General features: G+C 59.3%; 15 protein-coding genes. 9 read left to right on the forward strand and 6 right to left on the reverse strand.

Annotated features, from left to right (window positions below; translation table 11 throughout):
* Positions 1 to 105 precede the first annotated feature (105 nt).
* Positions 106 to 1308, forward strand: a complete 1203-nt coding sequence (locus PY650_RS00470; RefSeq protein WP_285877118.1) for a glycosyltransferase family 4 protein — start codon at positions 106 to 108, stop codon at positions 1306 to 1308.
* Here PY650_RS00470 and PY650_RS00475 read toward each other — a convergent pair.
* On the reverse strand, positions 1275 to 2129 hold the full coding sequence (locus PY650_RS00475) for a glycosyltransferase family 2 protein (RefSeq protein WP_285877119.1): 855 nt from the start codon (positions 2127 to 2129) through the stop codon (positions 1275 to 1277). The genes PY650_RS00470 and PY650_RS00475 overlap by 34 nt on opposite strands.
* A gap of 189 nt (positions 2130 to 2318) precedes the next feature.
* Between PY650_RS00475 and PY650_RS00480 the strand changes: the two genes are divergently transcribed.
* The 4 genes from PY650_RS00480 (at position 2319) to PY650_RS00495 (ending at position 8210) form a co-directional block, all read left to right on the forward strand.
* Positions 2319 to 3833 carry a lipopolysaccharide biosynthesis protein gene (locus tag PY650_RS00480; RefSeq protein ID WP_285877120.1) on the forward strand — a complete coding sequence of 505 codons (1515 nt, stop codon included), beginning with the start codon at positions 2319 to 2321 and terminating at the stop codon, positions 3831 to 3833.
* Positions 3834 to 3843: 10 nt separating this feature from the next.
* Positions 3844 to 5631, forward strand: coding sequence for an alpha/beta hydrolase family protein (locus PY650_RS00485; protein WP_285877121.1), 1788 nt, complete (start codon positions 3844 to 3846; stop codon positions 5629 to 5631).
* A 505-nt stretch (positions 5632 to 6136) separates the two neighbouring features.
* Positions 6137 to 6805 carry a response regulator gene (locus tag PY650_RS00490; protein WP_285877298.1) on the forward strand — a complete coding sequence of 223 codons (669 nt, stop codon included), beginning with the start codon at positions 6137 to 6139 and terminating at the stop codon, positions 6803 to 6805.
* Positions 6795 to 8210, forward strand: a complete 1416-nt coding sequence (locus PY650_RS00495) for a sensor histidine kinase (protein ID WP_285877122.1) — start codon at positions 6795 to 6797, stop codon at positions 8208 to 8210. Before PY650_RS00490 ends, PY650_RS00495 begins: the two co-directional genes overlap by 11 nt.
* A gap of 29 nt (positions 8211 to 8239) precedes the next feature.
* On the opposite strand, the gene PY650_RS00500 is transcribed toward PY650_RS00495, so the two are convergent.
* The 5 genes from PY650_RS00500 to PY650_RS00520 form a co-directional block, all read right to left on the reverse strand.
* Complete coding sequence (locus PY650_RS00500; protein WP_285877123.1) at positions 8240 to 8953, reverse strand: DNA helicase; 714 nt, start codon at positions 8951 to 8953, stop codon at positions 8240 to 8242.
* Between the two features lie 303 nt (positions 8954 to 9256).
* Positions 9257 to 10138 carry an ABC transporter permease gene (locus PY650_RS00505; protein WP_285877124.1) on the reverse strand — a complete coding sequence of 294 codons (882 nt, stop codon included), beginning with the start codon at positions 10136 to 10138 and terminating at the stop codon, positions 9257 to 9259.
* A 13-nt stretch (positions 10139 to 10151) separates the two neighbouring features.
* Positions 10152 to 10970: an ABC transporter ATP-binding protein gene (locus PY650_RS00510; RefSeq protein ID WP_285877125.1), complete on the reverse strand. Its 819-nt coding sequence runs from the start codon at positions 10968 to 10970 to the stop codon at positions 10152 to 10154.
* A 91-nt stretch (positions 10971 to 11061) separates the two neighbouring features.
* Complete coding sequence (locus PY650_RS00515) at positions 11062 to 12075, reverse strand: ABC transporter substrate-binding protein (protein WP_285877126.1); 1014 nt, start codon at positions 12073 to 12075, stop codon at positions 11062 to 11064.
* Positions 12076 to 12323: 248 nt separating this feature from the next.
* Positions 12324 to 13337: an ABC transporter substrate-binding protein gene (locus tag PY650_RS00520; RefSeq protein WP_285877127.1), complete on the reverse strand. Its 1014-nt coding sequence runs from the start codon at positions 13335 to 13337 to the stop codon at positions 12324 to 12326.
* Between the two features lie 1009 nt (positions 13338 to 14346).
* On the opposite strand from PY650_RS00520, the gene PY650_RS00525 reads away from it, so the two are divergent.
* The 4 genes from PY650_RS00525 to PY650_RS00540 all read left to right on the forward strand — a co-directional run bounded on the left by PY650_RS00525 (position 14347) and on the right by PY650_RS00540 (position 17916).
* On the forward strand, positions 14347 to 14655 hold the full coding sequence (locus tag PY650_RS00525) for a hypothetical protein (protein ID WP_285877129.1): 309 nt from the start codon (positions 14347 to 14349) through the stop codon (positions 14653 to 14655).
* Between the two features lie 194 nt (positions 14656 to 14849).
* Positions 14850 to 15308 carry a helix-turn-helix domain-containing protein gene (locus PY650_RS00530; RefSeq protein WP_285877130.1) on the forward strand — a complete coding sequence of 153 codons (459 nt, stop codon included), beginning with the start codon at positions 14850 to 14852 and terminating at the stop codon, positions 15306 to 15308.
* Between the two features lie 354 nt (positions 15309 to 15662).
* Positions 15663 to 17612 (forward strand): BTAD domain-containing putative transcriptional regulator, encoded by a 1950-nt coding sequence (locus tag PY650_RS00535; RefSeq protein ID WP_285877131.1) that lies wholly within the window; start codon positions 15663 to 15665, stop codon positions 17610 to 17612.
* Positions 17613 to 17643: 31 nt separating this feature from the next.
* The gene (locus tag PY650_RS00540) at positions 17644 to 17916 is read left to right on the forward strand and encodes a hypothetical protein (RefSeq protein ID WP_285877133.1); all 273 of its coding nucleotides are present in this window, start codon (positions 17644 to 17646) and stop codon (positions 17914 to 17916) included.
* Positions 17917 to 17980 lie beyond the last annotated feature (64 nt).

Consider the following 17980-nt stretch of genomic DNA (forward strand, 5'->3'; position numbering starts at 1 on the left):
ATTTTAACCGGCAAAATGATCTGGTTTGGGCGCTGATCAAAGGACGGCGCCTTCGCGCGCCTGATCGCTGCGGCTTTGCGCGGCCCAAGGATCGAGGGCGGATCGATGACATCGGCTATTTCGGATATTCAGGCACAGAACCCGGCGGGACCGCTGATTGTTCATGTCGTGCGCCAGTTCCTGCCGAACAAAGGTGGTCTGGAGGATGTGGTTGCCAATCTCTGTCGGCAGCTGATCGGCCGGGGTTATCGCGTCCGCGTCGTCACCTGCAACAGCCTGTTCTCCGAGCCGGCCCGCGAACTAGCGCCGACCGAAACGATCGACGACATCGAAATCGTCCGCATCCCCTGGTCCGGCTCCAGCCGCTATCCCGTGGCGCCGCAGGTATTCAAGCACATCGCCGACGCCGACCTCGTCCATGTCCATGCCGTCGATTTCTTCTTCGACGCGCTTGCCTGGGGTAAACTCTTTCACGGCCGCCCGATGGTCGCCACTACCCATGGCGGCTTCTTCCACACGCCAAAATATGCCGCCATCAAAAAGGTCTGGTTCAAGACGGCGACACGGCTTTCCGCCCTCGCCTACGCTGAACTGATCTGCTGCAGCCAGTCGGACGAACGATTGTTTTCCGGCATCGCCGCTCGCCGCACCCGACTGATCGAGAATGGCGCCGATGTCGGCAAATTTGCCAATTGCGCCGCACTTGAGGCTCGGCGCCGCATCGTCACCATCGGCCGATTCTCGGTCAACAAGCGGCTCGACCGCATGCTTGACGTCATGAAGGTGCTCGCCGCTCGCAATGCGGAGTGGCATCTCGATATCATCGGCGCTGTTTCCGACCTCGACCAACCGACGCTCGAAAACGAGATCGCCGCCCGCGATCTTGGCCGCCATGTGTCGCTGCACGTGTCGATCGACAATTGCGCCATCCGCAATGTCATCGCCCGCGCCTCGCTTTTCGCCTCGGCCTCCGAATATGAGGGCTTTGGATTGGTGGCGATCGAGGCCATGAGCGCTGGTCTACTGCCGGTGCTGCACACGAATGACGCCTACAAAGCGCTTGCCGAGACCCATCCGACGCTGATGCTCGCCGACTTTTCCAATTCGGAAGCCGCCGCCAACGCTCTGACCTCCGCCTTCCTACGCCTGGAGGCCAAGGGCCTCACCCTAAGGGTAGAACTCATTCACGATGCCCGCGCCTATGCCTGGGATGAGGTCGCGCAACGCTATATCGATGTCTATGCTGAAGCGATAACGCCAAGAGGCGAACGGCGTCATCCCCTGCGCCAACGCGGCCAGGTGGCATAACCTTCGAGAATGCCCGCGAGCCAGGCGCGCTTGTAGCGCGCCGTATCGCCCTTGCGCCGCATGACCGCCGCCAGCCAACTGGCGATCGGCCTGCACAGGCGATAAACGACATAGGTCAGTGGAAAGCGCTGCTTGCGCATCAAGGCACCGAAACCGCGACCATATTTTCGTGCCCGCTCGATCTGCCGCGGACCGTATTCGCTGGTGACCTGATCGTGATGAACGATCAATCCCGGAAAGAACATCAGCCGATTGCCCGCAGCGAGCGCACGCAGCAGAAAATCCGCCTCCTCACCGCTTTGGAAGGGCGAGTCCGAGCCGACGCCGAGATTCTCGTCGAAGCCGCCAATGCCGGGCAACGCCGTACGGCGGACGAAAATACTGTTGGAATTGCCGCACTTCAGATAGTTCCAGCGCGTCACCGCAAGCGGCGTGTCGCCGGTCGGGCTGACGGAGGTAACGCCGCCGGCATCCAGCGTGCGGCCGGTGACGATGGCAAGCTCTGGATGATCGACAAACAGCCGCTCCGCCGTCTCCAGCGTATCGGGCTCATACCAACAATCATCATCAGGAAAGCAGACATAGTCGCCGACCGCTGCCGCCATTCCATTGTTGCGCGCCCGCGAAAGACCCTTGGCCGAGCGGATATGGCGGATCACGAACAAGGGTGAAAAGCTTCCGATCAGCTCTAACAGCCGATCGTCCGGATTCTGGTCGACGAGGATCACCTCGAAATCCCGGTGATGTTGATCCATCAACGAGACGAACAACCGTTCCAACTGATCGAAGCGGTCGATCGTACAGACGACGAGGCTGAACAAAGAAGACCCTCCGAACAAGCGGCAAAACAGCCAACTTCAGAAGGATTGAATATTAGCTGAAGTAAAAACGAAATTTACATAAGGAATAAACGCTAAATATTAAGGCATATGAAATAGAGCACGCGCTATCTCCATGATAAGCCGGATATTTTGCGGCCACTTTTTGCGACCTGGGAAACGGTAGTCTTCATGACGAAGAGCATCATGGCCAATTCGGCATTGAACGCAGCCGCGGGACTGACCCTGCTGGCGACCGGCTTTGCCTGTTCCATCATCGCCGCCCGTCTGCTCGGGCCGGGGGCCAACGGCATCATCGCCTTCTCGTTCTGGCTGACGACGACGGGCGCACTCGTCGCCGAACTCGGAACCGGGGTGACGCTGCTGCGCATATTACCGCAATTGAAAGTGCAAGGCTACTCGACGGAGGAACGGCGCGGCTTTGCTGCCTATATGCTGCATCCAACGATCCTGTCGACGCTGATCCTGCTTGCCGGCTATACCGCCTATTATTGGGAGGCGGAGCGGATGCGTTGGGTCAACGACTCATCGTCCATCATCGTTATAACCGGCGCGTTTTTCGTCCTTCAGTCGCTCGGCGCCTATAGCAAGAACTATCTGATCGGCGAACAGCAGCTCGGCGCCTTCCTGCGCATGACCTTGACGAGCTCGGTACTGCAACTCGTCACCGTGCTGGTCGGCGCCGTCTTCTTCGGCGTCAGCGGCGCACTTGCCGGCTATGCCATCGGCCAGCTCCCGATGTTCGTCTCGAGCCTGAGGATCGCAGTCGCTCGACGGAACAGTTGCGGCGTTGGCCTTGGCTATCTCGTCAGTTCCTCGCTCATTCTCTCGGCCGAATTCATCAACAGCTCGATCTTCCTGAACCGCATCGAGCTGGTGTTCCTGCAGCACTACTTGGGCATCGAAGCCGTCGGTTTTTATGCTGTCGGCCTCTCGCTTGCCAATCTCGCGCTGCAGCTTCCAGTGCAATTGAGCGGCAGTCTGCTGCCCTATTATTCCGAGCAAATGCATTCGCGCGCGTTGGGCAAACTCCCGGTGCACGTCTTCGCAGGCGTCGCGCGCAGCATTTCCTATATCACCCTGCCGATGAGCTTCGGCCTTGCGGCCATTGCCCCTGAGCTGGTGGTGACGATCTTCGGCAAGCCCTTTGGTCCAAGCGGCAGCATGGTGGCGCTGCTCTCGCTGACGGCGGCTCCTTACGTTTTCATGCAGATCTGTACGCAATATCTCTATTCCATCGACCGCATGCGCGAGCGCACCATCATCGGCGGCGTCGCCAGTGCCATCATGGTCGTGGGTTGCCTGATCGCGGTGCCTTCTTATGGCGGCGAGGGCGCCGCCCTGGTGCGGCTGCTGGCCTTCACTGCCATGTGCCTGCTGATGGTACGCCGCATGGAATTCGAAGGCTCGATGCGCAGCATGTTCGTCAGCCTTGCCAAAGTGACCGCCGCTGCAGTGCTTTGCGCCGCAGCCGCCTACGGATTTGTTCACGCCCTGCCCGGTATTCCGGGCCTCGCCAGCGCCGTCATTGCCGGCGTCCTGATTTACGGGTTGGCGCTCCGGCTATTGAATGCGGTGCCGCCGGAGGATATCGCCGTCCTGCAACAAATTGCTGCGCGCCTGCCCCGGCGCGCCCATCCGATTGCCGTTAACGCGCTGGCATGGCTGGCGCCGCGCCGAATTTGAGGAGTTCGCCATGGCTGCGTTGGGAGCCGCCGAAAACCAGGGCCCGCTTAAGGATGTCACCCCCGCCGCCAAGCCGGTCACCTTCTCCGGGACAGTCGGTCTGTTCATGCCCGCCGCCGCGCCGTCGCGCCAGACGGCCGTATTGTTCCTCAGCCCCTGGGGTTTAGAGGAAATGTGCACCCGCAAATTCTGGCGAATCCTCGCAGAGGATTTCGCCAAGGCAGGTATCGCCAGCCTGCGCTTCGACTATGCCGGCACCGGCGATGCGCTGGACGTTGCCGATCCGGGCGAAGGACTGGCGCTTTGGGAAGGTACCGCACTCGACGCCGCCGCCATGCTGCGATCGCTCTGCGGCTGTGAGCGGCTGATTCTGGTGAGCCAGGGCCTCGGTTGCATCGTGGCCCTTGACATTGCCGAGCGGCTCTCCGCTGTCGACGGTATCGCCCTGTTGGCCCCGACCATCTCCGGCCGCGCCTATCTGCGGGAATTGACCATGTGGTCGAAGATGATCGATGAGGGCATGGGGCTTACAGAAGCGCAACGCCGGACCGAGGGGGTCACCATTGCAAGCCTGCGCATGCCGGATACCACTGCCGCGGCGGTCAAAAAACTCAACCTGATGACGCTTGACCATGTCAACGCGCCGGACTGCCTTGTCCTGACGCGACCCGGCCGCCCCGGTGATGCCGATTTCACTGCTCATCTCGAAACCCTCGGCCCGCGCGTCGAACGCGCCGCCTATGATGGCTATGACGAGCTGGTTTCGAACCCGACCATCGCTACTATGCCGCTGGAGGCAGGCCGAATAATTCTGGATTGGATACAGTCGATCGCTACGGAACCAGCGACGGCGCCGCGCAAGATTGTTCGCGCGCCGCGCGCCGAAGCGCTGATCGGCGACGGCTTTCGCGAAACACCTCTGCGTTTCGGTGCAGGTGGTCGTCTCTTCGGCATCCTCTGCGAACCCTCGGGCGCCCGGGCGGGCGCGACGGCATTGCTCTTGACCACGGCCTATGATCGCCATGCCGGTTGGGGCCGGATGTCGGTGACCATGGCACGGTCGCTCGCCCGCGACGGCATCCCCTCGCTACGTTTCGATACCGCCAACGTCGCTGATAGCCCGCCGCTTCCCGACGCGCAGGAGCAAGTGCTTTATTCCCCCGATCAGAATCAGGATGTCAGCGCCGCCTTCGATCTTCTGGAGGCCGAGAAGTTGCTGCCAGCCTTTTCCGTCGGCCGCTGCAGCGGTGGCTACCTTGCCTTTCAGAGCGCCGTCCGTGATAGCAGGTGCAGCGGTCTGATTACCGTCAATCCCTATTCCTTTTTCTGGGATGAAACGCAACCCGTCGACGAAGCCTTGCGTTTCGTGCCGCGTTCGCTCGAGACCTATGGCCAGAAATTCCTCCAGTTTGAGACGCTGAAGCGGCTCTATGGCGGCCAGATCGACGCCAAAAGTGCGGCGCGCAACATCGTCGTGGCGCTCGCGCGCCGCGCCGCCCGGCTGGGACGCCCCCTGCTTGGCGTTCTCCCCTTCTTCGCCGGTGAGCACGAAACCGTCATGAACTGCTTCCGTTTGCTCGCCAAACGCAAGGTCGATATTTCGCTGATCTACAGTGCTCACGACATCGGTCTGGATCACTTTCGCGAGCATTTCGGCGAGGAAGGCGCCGGTCTAAAGAATTTCCCCGACGTCCGCCTCACTATCATCCCTGACGCCGACCACAATCTGACGCCGCCATATGCGCGGAAAGTGTATCTGCGGGAGGTAAGAGAGATGGCATTGAGACTGAGCGAATAAGGGACTCGCCCTTGCGGGCGAGACGCTCGATACGGTCGATGGCCATCGAGAATTGATTGCCGCGGGCGATGGAACCGCGGATTACGTCGTTGGTCTAGCAACGATCATCGCATCTGCATCCACCGGATTGAGCATCACCGCACCATCGGTGGATAGCTTCGCGCGTCTGTTTGTGCTCGTTCCCCATTGTCGCTCGAGGGCAAAATCGCGAGCATAAAATTGATGTATCAGAGCCAATTTTCAGTTCAAGCATGAATCAGGATCGCCATGAAATTGGCAGCTTACGGCCCATCTCATATGGATCTGATTATCGCGGCGTTCCATTCGGATCCGACTGGTCATCATCCGATTCCGGGATGTCGGGCCAGGTGCGTCTTCCCCCGCCCCACCAGAACATGAACCAAGAGTCACCTGCTGGTTCCGGCTTCCCGCCCGCGACGGCGAAATGGCCTCCAGACAACCCAAAACACTCGCAATATCCGGCACTTGCTATATACTTGCTGTCATGAGGCTCCTGATCGTCGAAGACAACCGCGAACTGGCGTCCTGGCTCGGCAAAGCGCTGCGTCAGGCGCAATATGCGGTCGACATCGCCTATGACGGCGAGGATGCCGAACACATGCTGAAAGTCGCGGGTTACGCCGTTGTCATCCTTGATCTGTCACTGCCGAAAATGGATGGGCTGACGCTACTGAAGCGGCTGCGCCAGGGCGGCAGCAAGGTGCCGGTCATCATCCTGACAGCCAACGCCAGCCTCGATGGACGGGTCGCTGGGCTCGACAGCGGTGCCGATGACTATCTCGCCAAACCCTTCGAAATCGCCGAGCTGGAAGCCCGCATCCGCGCGCTCGTGCGCCGCGGCCATGACCGAGCCGCGCCCGAAATTGCCGTCGGCAATCTGCTGTTCGACGGCGGAACGCGGCAATTCTTTCTCGACGGCGAGACCCTGGCGCTCACGCCGCGCGAACATGCCGTGCTCGAACATCTCATCATGAAAGTCGGCACGACGGTGACCAAGGCCGCACTGTCGGAAAGCGTCTTCGGCTTCGACGATCTTGCCGACACCAGCGCTATCGAAATCTACGTGCATCGCGTCCGCAAGAAACTCGAAGGCAGCGCCGTGCAGATCGCCACGCTGCGCGGCCTCGGCTATCTCCTTCGCCATGCGCAATGACGAAGTCCGCCAAAACAACGGACGCCTGAGGCGCGCCATTGCGGGGCTGACCACCAGCCTGAGGGCGCAACTGTTTGCCTGGGTCGTGCTGACGCTGATCGGGGCGATCTGCATCAATCTCTATCTGAGTTTCCGTTCGGCGGATGCCACTTCAAACCTCGTCACCGACCACACGCTGCTCGCATCGGCCCGTGTCATTGCCGAGGCCGTCCATGTCGACGCCAATGGCACCGTCCAGGTCGACATTCCCCCCGCCGCACTCGAGATGTTCGACACCGGCTACGGCGACCGCGTCTATTATCAGGTGGTGACCGCCTGGGGAAACCTCGTCGCAGGCTATCCTGATCTGCCGCAGCCAAAGGGACAGCAGATGGGTGAGGACACGGCTTTTCGCGCCGATCAGGTGCGAGTGATGATGCTGAACCATCCGATCGTCGGCCTTAACGACGACAGCACGATATCCGTCACCGTCGCCGTCACCCACAATAGCCAACACGCCATGCGCAGCAGGCTGTGGCTATCGGATTTCACCAAGCAGCTCGTGCTCGTATTACTCGCCGGTCTCGTAACCATTATCGGCCTGCAGCGCGGTCTGACGCCGGTGCTGCGGCTGCGCGACGCCGTACGCGAACGCGGCCGTCAGCGGCTGGATCCGCTAGAGCCGGAAATGGTGCAGAGCGAGCTGCGCCCGCTGGTTCATGCCCTCAACGACCACATGGAGCGGGTGCAGAACCAGATGGCGGCGCAACGCCGCTTCGTCTCCAACGCCGCTCATCAACTGCGCACGCCGCTCGCCCTGATCTCGACGCAGGCGAGCGTGGCGGCACGCGAAAACGACAATGCCCGACGCGACGAGGCGCTGGTCGCGCTGCGCTCCAGCACCAGGCAGGTGACACGGCTGGCGAGCCAGCTTCTCACCCTATCGAGAGCCGAACCCGGCAGCCGCCGGCCACGCAGCGACAAGATCGACCTCGTCACTACCGCCCGGCAAGTCCTGGAGACCTTGGCGGAAGAAGCGCTGAGACGCAATATCGACCTGGGGCTGGAGGCCGAAGACGCGCCGGTCCATGTCGAAGGCGACGGCACCATGCTGCGCGAGATGCTAGTCAATCTCGTCGACAACGCCCTGCGTTATACGCCCGCGAATGGCCGGGTCACGGTCGGCGTCCGGCGCGACGAAAGCGACGCCGTTCTATGGGTCGAGGACAATGGGCCGGGCATTCCCGAGGCCGAGCGAGGCCAGGTATTCGAACGCTTCTATCGCATCATCGGCACGGAGCCGGAAGGCAGCGGCCTCGGGCTCGCCATCGTCCGCGAAGTCGTCGACGGTGCCTGCGGTACCGTCACGCTCGGCGATGCGGCTGGCGGCGGATTGCTGGTGACCGTAAGGCTACCGGCGGTTTGAGAGTGTCCAAACCACCGGCCCCCATGTCGCTATCCTGCCGCCTGAAGCTGAACCTTGCCATTGTTCAAGAAAAATGTCTTGTCGAACAGCGCCAGATCCAGGGGATTGGGCAAGCGGACATCCTCGAGATCGGGATAGGCCTTCACCGATTGATCGTAAGACCGGTCGATCTGCGAGATGAAGACCATGATCGAACCTTTCTCACGCGCGAAGGACCTCAACGCCCGGACCTGCACCATCAATTCTGGCTTCTGCCGATCCTGATCGAGGATTTGCAGATAGTCGATGATCACCAGGGTTCCCTTGGGCGCGCAGGCCAGCCTCTCCATGATATAGTCGGCGCTGATCGCGTCGGAGCTGTCGAATTCGAACAGGTCTTTGAAGTGCTCGAACTCTGAGCCGATCGCCCGAAAGCGGTCCGCAACCTCCTTTTTTGTATATTCCAACGAAAAGAAGACGCCTCGATTGCCTGATGTCATCGCCTCGACGGCGAGCCTGAGGCTCATCAACGTTTTGCCGTGGCCCCGACGGGCTGCGACGAGCACTAGGTCGCCGGGTTCCAATTGCGCGAACATGTCAGCGGCCGATGTCGTCGAATCCGAGCCGGCCATCAGTAAACTCCAGCCTCGGAAGCCTTCCTCGGCGGCAATTCGGTCGAGCGCCTCGTGCAACGGGATATTCTGCCCGCGTGACAGGAGCCGGGCCTTACGCTTCAAACGATAAACTGGGCTGGAAAGCCTCATGTAAAAACCTCCTATTGCGACAATGATCGCAATCCCTCCTTATGCTTGGCGCCGGAACAGTTGGTTCGATGATCATCAGCCCCGCATAAACGATACTTTCCCAAGTGGAGGGGGGAGGCATGGGCTTTGCCCGAATCGGACAATAGCGTGATTCTCGCCTGGAGAAAATTGTCCCCACACATCTCTGCATAGCCGTCGTCAGCGCTTGAACGACGGCAAAAAAGAGGCCGGGTGGAGGTACCCGGCCTTTGGAGTTGCCGGGTGGGGGGTGCCCGGCCTTGGGAGCTAGAATATCTTGGCGGCTTATTGCACATCCATATGCTGCTGCGGACGCCATCTGGTGATGCGGTTTTCGACAAGCGTCATCACGTATTCAGCGCCAAGCGTAACCACCATCACCAGGATGATCGCGGCATAGAGGCCAGCAGCGTCGTAGGTGCCCTTGGCGATCGAGATCAGATAGCCGATGCCGGCGAGCGAGCCGACGAATTCGCCGACGATGGCGCCGATGATGGCGAACGAGAAGGAGATGTGCAGGCTCGCAAAAATCCAGCTCATCGCCGAGGGCAGGATCACATTGCGGGTGACCTGCCAGTTCGAGGCGCCGAGAATGCGGGCATTGGCGATCATGTTGCGATCGGCTTCGCGCACGCCCTGGAAGGCGTTGGCAAAAACAACGAAGAACACCATGATGAAGGCGAGCGCGACCTTGGAGGCAAGGCCGAGGCCCATGATCATGACGAAGATCGGCGCCAGCACGACGCGCGGGATCGAGTTGATCGCCTTGATGTAGATCGACAGGATATCGGAAGCCAACTTGTTGCGGCCAAGCGCCACGCCGACGAGCACGCCAGTAACCGAGCCGATGACGAAGCCGATCAGCGCTTCTTCCATGGTGACGCCGAGATGGTACCAGAGCGAGCCGCTATCGGTGCCTTGGGTGATCCAGTCCCAGAGCCGCAGCCCGATCGCATAGGGGCTGGAATAGAAGAACGGGTCGATCCAGTGCAGGTCGGAGGAAAGCTGCCATAGGGCAAGTATCGCCGCGAGGAGCGCGACCTGCCAGAAGAGGACCACGTATTTGCGGCGCTTGATTGCCTTTAGCGCTGCGGCTTCGATTTCCGCATCCGAGGTGCCGGCGCGGAAGATTGGGGCATTGCCTGCCTCAAGGGCTGTATTTGCCATGATCAATCCTCCCTTATGCCGCTTCTGCGGCGCGGCGATAACTGGTTTCCACCTCTTCGCGAAGGTCGTCCCAGATCGTCTTGCAATAATCGATGAAATTCTGCTCGTAGCGGATCTCCGAAACGACCCGCGGACGCGGTAGGTCGATCGTATAGACCGACTTCACCGTCGCCGGGCCCGCAGTCAGCACATAGACCTTATCGGCGAGCGCCACTGCCTCTTCGAGGTCGTGCGTGACGAAGACGACGGAAGCCTGGCGTTCGGCCCAGAGCTTCAGGAGCTCCTCGTGCATCACCGTGCGGGTCTGCACGTCGAGCGCCGAAAACGGCTCATCCATCAGCAGGATTTCCGGCTCGTTGATGAAGGTCTGCGCCAGCGAGACGCGCTTGCGCATGCCGCCCGAGAGCTGATGCGGATAGTGATGCAAGAATTTCGTGAGGCCGACGCGGGCAAGCCAGTCCTTGGCGGTCTTCTCCGCCTCCGCCGCCGATTTGCCGCGAAACAGCGGGCCGGACATGACGTTGTCGATGACGTTCTTCCAAGGAAAAAGCGCATCCGTCTGAAAGACGAAGCCGACGCGCGGATCGATGCCGGTGACGGGCCCGCCCATCAGGCGGACTTCGCCGGCGCTCGGCTTGGCAAGGCCGGTGACGAGATTGAGGGTCGTCGACTTGCCGCAGCCGGTCGGGCCGACGACGGCGACGAATTCGCCGCGCTCAACGGTCATGTTAAAATCGCGCAGTGCCGTCAGCGATTTGCCGGTCGGCGACACGAAGCGGCGGCTGACATTGATGAGTTCGATCGCCGATATCCGGCGTTCATCCTGTTGCATGGTGTTGATCCTCACGCGTGCCTTTGGGCGCGCACGCAAAGCCCGGTGAACTGCCGCTTCCGGAACCGGCCGGAAGCCGCATTATGGCTGCTTACTTGACGTTCTTGGCGAATTCCGTCGTGTAGGTCTTCGACAGGTCGATCGTCTTGCCCTTTACGTTCTTGGAGAACTGGGAAAGCACGGCGAGAACCGTCTTCGGGCCGTCTTCCGGCATCACGCCATCAGCCGTGAACATTTCCTTGCCGGCGTCGAGAGCCTTGATGTAGCCGTCCTTGTCACCGACGTAGAAATCCTTCGGCATCTTGTCGGCGATTTCTGCACCCGAATGGGTGTTGATGAAGCGCAGCGTCTTGACGAAGGCATTCGCAAGCTTCTGCACATCTTCCTTGTGAGCGTTGACCCAGGCGGCATCCATATAGAGTGACGCGGCCGGATAGGTGCCGCCGAGAGCCGCCTCGGTGCCCTTCAAGGTTCTGAGATCGACAAGAACCGAAGCTTCGCCAGTTTTCAACATGCGCGAGATCGTCGGCTCGGTGGTCATGCCGGCCTGAATTGCATCCTGTTGCATGGCGGCGATGAAGGTCTGGCCGGCACCAACCGGAACCGGGGTGATGTCAGCCGGCGAAAGGCCTGCCTTCGACGCCATATAGAGCGTCAGGAAGTTGGTGGAAGAACCGAGGCCGGTAACGCCGACGCTCTTGCCCTTCAAATCGGCGAACGACTTGATTTCCGGATGCTTGGCCGACACGAGCTCGACTTCGCCAGGCGCCTGGCTGAATTGCACGACGGATTCGATGAATTTGACCTTAGCCTGCAGGTCGACGCAGTGATCGTAGAAACCCACGACGCCCTGGACGGCGCCGGCGAGCAGCTGGTTTTCGGCGTCGACACCGGCGGATTCATTCAGAAGCTCGACATCAAGACCTTCATCCTTGAAGTAGCCGAGGGATTCCGCAAGCTTGGCCGGTAGATAGATCTGCTTTTCGTAGCCACCTACCATGATGGAGATCTTGCCGGCAGCATGTGCCGCCGTGGCGCCGAGGGAGGTGGCGGTCACGACGAGAGAAAGGGCTACAGTATGAAAAAGGGTGCGCGATGAACGCATAAATGTCTCCTCCTATCATTCCTATTAGGGTGCCGGCGTCGCACGGCAAATGTTTCCTCCAATGATGCTAAGCGAACCTAGCGCGGGCAACCTTTCAGTCAGCTGTCATGGGATAATCTCACAAGTTGATATCGCGATTTTATTTCACGCCGCCAACGGCAAGATCGCGTCGTCCCCGCTGGGACGAGAGGAGAATCCGAGACTAAGGCCGCCTCCGGCAGTTGCCAGAAGCGGCGTGATGAACCGCCTTACTTGGCGTTCTTGACGAATGCCGTCGTATAGGTCTTCGACAGGTCGATTGTCTTGCCCTGGACGTTCTTGGAGAACTCGGAGAGCACGGCGAGCACGGTCTTCGGGCCATCTTCCGGCATCACACCATCAGCCGTAAACATCGCCTTGCCGTTTTCGAGCGCCTTCACGTAACCCTCCTTGTCGCCGACATAAAAGTCTTTCGGCATCTTGTCGGCGATTTCGGCGGCGGAATGGGTATTGATGAAGTGCAGCGTCTTGACGAACGCATTCGCGAGCTTCTGCGTCTCCTCCTTATGGTCATCGACCCAGGAGGTCTGCATATAGAGCGATGCGGCCGGATAGGTGCCGCCAAGGACAGCCTTGGTGCCGTCCATGCTGCGCATATCGATGAGAACCTTGGCTTCTCCCGTCTTTAACAGACGCGAGATCGTAGGCTCCGTGGTCATACCGGCCTGAATGGCGTCCTGTTGCATGGCGGCGATGAAGGTTTGACCGGCACCGACCGGGACGGAGGTGAAGTCACCAAGCTTCAAGCCGTTTTTGACCGCCAAATATTGCGTCAGGAAATTGGTAGACGAGCCAAGCCCTGTGACGCCAAGGCTTTTGCCCTTGAAATCGGCAGGCGACTTGATCTCAGGATGCTTGCTAGACACCAGTTCCACTTCGCCGGGCGCCTGGCTGAACTGTACGACGGATTCGACGAATTTTCCCTTGCCCTGAAGATCGATGCAGTGGTCGTAAAAGCCGACGACGCCCTGAACGGCGCCGGCAAGCATTTCGTTTTCCGCATCGACCCCGGCCGGCTCGTTGAGAAGTTCGACATCAAGACCTTCATCCTTGAAATAGCCAAGGGATTCCGCGAGCTTGGCCGGCAAGTAGATTTGCTTTTCATAGCCACCCACCATGATGGAAATCTTGTCGGCGGCATGTGCCGCTGAGGCGCCGAGCGAGGCGGCGGTCATGACGAGAGAAAGGGCTGCGGTATGAAAAAGCGCGCGTGATGAACGCATTAGTGTCTCCTCCTGTTTGGATGCCGCGGCGGCACTTGATCACCGCGTCGGCATAGGCTTCCTCCACGAAGCCGAGCGAGACTAGCGCAGGCAACCTTTCAGCCAGCTTTCAGTGGGGAGCTCTCACAGACGGCATTGCAGTTTTATTGCACCGCCGCCAGCAGCCAGCGCTTGATCGCCGTCTCGACCCCACGCTTCTCCCGAAACCGGATGGATTTACTCGCACAACTATCCAGTGAATCGAGGTGCGATCGGCGACTTGCTGAAGCTGCAAGTGAGCGCCTGTTCTCAATGCAATATTTTGCACGCACAGGTATTTTGCAATGCCTGTGCGAGTTGCATCAATGGCAATTAACGCAGAGGTTTGTGGACGAGGGCAAAGTTCTGGTTGATCGTCTTGCGGCCGTGCTTGGACGGCCGGGGCTCGCTGACCCCCCTGCTTCGTAGGCATGGCGGGCCCCGCAAGAATAGAAAGACAAAAAAAGGACCCGCCGTTCTTGGTCCAGCGGGCCTAAAGACTCCAGCAACTTGTCCGGGCGCGGGCACGACCGGACAGGTGGCATTAAGACCATCTAATATAACGGGGTCAAGACGCGAATTCGACCAATTTTGGGTAGGTTAATCAACCAGAGATAGAGTTTACGCATGCGTAATGCGCTAGACCGTTGATTTCATAACAAGAAATATAACCAATCCGCTCTCGAACAGAATAATGTTCCGAGAAAAAAGTTTTGTCGTCAGAATAGCTCGACACCTTCCAACAATGATCAGCTTCCTTGTTCACGCCTTTGAAAAGGCTGACGCTACGTTAACTTAATGAAAAACTAATATATAAGGCGCCGAGAGCGACAGCCAATCCGATCGCCATGGAAATACGATCTTCGCGTGCTAAGTCGGCTAATGTGCGCGCAAATGCTAACGTGCTATTAGTTTCAGACAACCGCCGGCACTTGCGGGCGGAGCGGACTGCGGCTGAGGGATCAGCTAAATTCAGCGAGGGGGTAAACCGATGAAAACCGTAGCCGCAGCTCTGCTTTTGTTGGCGACCGCTGCCGCCGGTCCGGCGCCGGCGATCTCACGTTACGAAACACTCAGCAAAACTTGCGCATCGGTGCAGCAGTTAATTGAGAGGGAGCGCTCGGTGCTGCTGCGCTATCCCTCGAGAAGCGGCAATACAATCCTCTATGATCGTTACGTAGCCGGCGATGGGCAGTGCGGAAGCGGCTACTATGCGGCATCCACCAGCGTACCCACCAAAGACAATCCAAGATGCCCCGTGTACAATTGCAGATCGTCTTCAGCCTTTAATCCACATTGACGCGAAGCTTCTTTTCTGCCGTTAATCTCTCCGCCTTGGGAGGGAAAACAGCCGCTGTCAAGACTTTTGGTTGAAAATTACCGATATTTAATACACACTGAACGGGCAGATCGGGGACTGTTCCTTGCCTCCTCCCCGGGCATCTGTAAGGTGGCGCCCGCTGGGTACCCCCGTTCGAATGAGGAGATTGCGCAGTGAGTGCAAAAGTACCAAATCCGATTGACGCCTATGTCGGCTCACGCGTGCGCATGCGCCGGCTCATGCTCGGTATGAGCCAGGAACGGCTCGCCGAACAGATTGGTGTCACCTTTCAGCAGGTGCAGAAATACGAAAAAGGCACCAATCGCATCGGCGCTAGCCGATTGCAGGCGATTGCGGGAGTTTTGGCGGTTCCAGTCGCTTTCTTCTTCCAGCAAGACAATACACAGCCGCTGACGACGGAAGGTTTGGGCGCAATCAGCGGCCTTGAGGACCTGTCTGAGTTTCTGACGTCCAAGGAAGGTCTCAGCCTCAACAAGGCCTTCATGAAGATCAACGACCCCAACGTTCGCCAGTCCGTGCTGACGCTCATCAAATCGCTGGCCAACGCCTCCGAGCCGACGGTCACGCATGCGCCGCCTGCAGCCGAAGTTCCTTTCGGCCTCAGAAACTGATCTCCACGCCTCGCCCTTCAAATTTGGGTGAGGCGCGGATCACGATCGAATGATAGGCTTGCCCCCACGTCGACGATCGCGGTATCCGCGTTCGCAAGAGAGAGCGGAGCGCCACGCGTTCAATTGAGCGCATGAGGGCGGTTCGGGCTTTCCTGTATATAAAGCATCTTCTCCCTCCGTGGGTGATCCACGTTATTGCGGGATGTTCTAGTGATTGCGATAGGATAGCAGTCATCGTAGTATAAATTCTCGATCGCAAATAACACCTGCGATTACAAACGACACAGGTCATCGCAGGCGACACCGGAAATCGAGGCTCCGATACCGGGAAGCTGTTGGATGCAGTGGGGATGCATGGATTTCAGGCTGCTGACATTCGGAGACCTGCGTCTCGTGGACGGAACAGGGTCAACAGTGCCTTTTCCCGAAAAAGGCCTGCTGGCGGCCTGCTTCCTGCTCACGAGTTCCTCTACGCAAAAGCCCCGCGCGGAGCTCGCCGAATTTCTCTGGGGTGATATCCCCTTGGACAAGGCGCTGGCCAATTTGCGGCAGACGCTATCGCGCGTCAAAAGCCGGCAGGACGAACTCCGAATCGAGCTGCTGCGGATCGAGCAGGCGACCGTGGGCATCAATGTCCAAGCCTTCACCAACGACCTCGCATCCCTGAACGCCGTATCGCAAGCCGACCCTCACGCCGCGCTGAAGGAATTGCTGCAACTTGGCCGCTGGGATTTTCTTGCCCGCACAGAGGTCATCGGCGGCTTGGCTCGCATGTGGCTGCGCACGCAGCGAGATCGTATCAAGACACAGATGCTGACGACGCTCCGCGATGCCATTGCGGCCCCGGGCGAAGGTGCGGACGCAACTATCGTCAAGGAGGCGGCGCTACGGTTGTTCGAGGCCCATCCCGAAGATGAGGCGGTCTACCAGTTGCTGGGTGAGACCTATGCTGGGGAACCCCAGCTTGAAAGTGCCCGTCACATCTTCGAGAGCCGCAGAAAATACAGATGGGGTGAATTGCCGGTTGACCCCGACCCGCAGACGCTCAGCGTCGCGCGGCGGCTGTTCGAACGCCAGCGCAGCGTCACGCCACAGCGTCGGGAAGAAGCGGCACCGCAATTGGAAATCGTCCCGCCGACGCGGCGCGGACCACCTAAGCTCGTACTGCTGCCGCCGATAAACCTCGCTAGAAATCATGAGCCGGCTATCTTCCTCTCTTCAGCGCTCCTGGAAGACATCACCGTCGGCCTTTGCGTGTTGAAGACAGTGACGATGGTGGCGCACTATACGGCGGAAAAGATTGCCCTTCACCTCGATCGGGCAGCAATGCTGGAAAAATACGCCATCAATTACGTGCTGGACACCAGGCTCAGCTTCGACGGCAGCACCTACTGGCTTTTCGCGCAGTTGATTTACGCTGGCAATGATGAAGTCATCTGGGCGGAGCGCTTCAGCCTGGAGGCCCATGATCTGCCACGCCAGCACCGCGAAATCGCTCAGCGCATCGTAGCGTCGGCGGCCAGTTATATCGAGCGCAGCGAATTTTCCCGCGACTACTTCGAGCGAAACCCGGATGCCTATCGCCAATATCTGCTCGGCCAGCGCCACCTAAAGCATCTTGATCTGCCGGACATTCGCCGAGCCCGCAAGGCGTTCCAGACCGCGCTGCGGGAAAACCCCTATTTCTCGCCCGCGCTGAGCGGCGTGGCTCGCACCTACCATCTCGAATGGCTAATGACGGCGCAGGGCGATGAGCGGCTATTGAAGCTTTCCGAGGAAGAAGCAGGTAAGGCAATCGCCGCTGGACAGGACATTACCTCCGGTTATCGCGAATTCGGTGTCGCTAAGCTTTTTCGCGGTGCCTTTGATGAGAGCATCGAGGCCTTCAAAGTCGCCGAAACCATCAGCCCACATTATGCAGATCTGATCGCCGACTATGCCGACACACTAATTCACGCCTCGAAGCCGCGCGAAGGGCTCGAGAAAATTGAGCAGGCTATCAAGCTTAATCCAATAAGCCCCGATATTTATTTCTGGACCGCGGCAGGCGCTAGTTACCATCTGGGACAATATAAAGAAGCCATGGGCTTCATCGACCGGATGGCCGCCCCGGCGCCGGCGGCCCGACTGGCCGCCGCGACGGCAGCGATGGCAGGCGACATGCGCAAAGCCAAGGCGCTGGTACGCAAGGTCAAGGAAACCTATCCAGATTTTGAGGTCGATACATGGCTCTCCATTGTTCCCATCCGCGAACAATGGCAGAAGGATCATTATCGAGAAGGGCTGCGACGAGCAGGTTTTTGACTGAAATATTTAACCAGAGAGGGGATTGGGAATGGCAAATTTCGTCGTAATCGGTGTTCCAGGTGATCCGCAACTCTATATCGCCGACCTTGGTGCGGGCACAATAACTCCACTGAATGCGCCTGGTGGCAGCGATCTTGGCGTCGCCGATCAGTTGCGCAATGCCGGCGCAACCATCGTCAAAGGCGTCAATCTGGCCGTCGCCGTCGGCACCGCTGCCAACGCCAGCGCCGGCAAATTCGACGACATAGCTGCCAGCGGCAAGTTCGAAGGCACTACGGCCAGCGGTAAATTTGACAACTGACACAATCCCGCGTGACGGCATCGACAATCGCAAGTCCATCGCTAGCTGAATTTCTGACAAGGAA

The sequence above is a fragment of the Martinezella calliandrae genome (genome assembly GCF_030272695.1).
In the GTDB taxonomy this organism is placed as follows: Bacteria; Pseudomonadota; Alphaproteobacteria; order Rhizobiales; family Rhizobiaceae; genus Rhizobium; species Rhizobium calliandrae.

Coding starts and splice junctions, on each gene's coding strand:
- PY650_RS00470 (WP_285877118.1), top strand. CDS start 106: ATGACATCGGCTATTTCGGATATTCAGGCACAGAACCCGGCGGGACCG.
- PY650_RS00480 (WP_285877120.1), top strand. CDS start 2,319: ATGACGAAGAGCATCATGGCCAATTCGGCATTGAACGCAGCCGCGGGA.
- PY650_RS00485 (WP_285877121.1), top strand. CDS start 3,844: ATGGCTGCGTTGGGAGCCGCCGAAAACCAGGGCCCGCTTAAGGATGTC.
- PY650_RS00490 (WP_285877298.1), top strand. CDS start 6,137: ATGAGGCTCCTGATCGTCGAAGACAACCGCGAACTGGCGTCCTGGCTC.
- PY650_RS00495 (WP_285877122.1), top strand. CDS start 6,795: ATGCGCAATGACGAAGTCCGCCAAAACAACGGACGCCTGAGGCGCGCC.
- PY650_RS00500 (WP_285877123.1), bottom strand. CDS start 8,953: ATGAGGCTTTCCAGCCCAGTTTATCGTTTGAAGCGTAAGGCCCGGCTC.
- PY650_RS00505 (WP_285877124.1), bottom strand. CDS start 10,138: ATGGCAAATACAGCCCTTGAGGCAGGCAATGCCCCAATCTTCCGCGCC.
- PY650_RS00510 (WP_285877125.1), bottom strand. CDS start 10,970: ATGCAACAGGATGAACGCCGGATATCGGCGATCGAACTCATCAATGTC.
- PY650_RS00515 (WP_285877126.1), bottom strand. CDS start 12,075: ATGCGTTCATCGCGCACCCTTTTTCATACTGTAGCCCTTTCTCTCGTC.
- PY650_RS00520 (WP_285877127.1), bottom strand. CDS start 13,337: ATGCGTTCATCACGCGCGCTTTTTCATACCGCAGCCCTTTCTCTCGTC.
- PY650_RS00525 (WP_285877129.1), top strand. CDS start 14,347: ATGAAAACCGTAGCCGCAGCTCTGCTTTTGTTGGCGACCGCTGCCGCC.
- PY650_RS00535 (WP_285877131.1), top strand. CDS start 15,663: ATGGATTTCAGGCTGCTGACATTCGGAGACCTGCGTCTCGTGGACGGA.
- PY650_RS00540 (WP_285877133.1), top strand. CDS start 17,644: ATGGCAAATTTCGTCGTAATCGGTGTTCCAGGTGATCCGCAACTCTAT.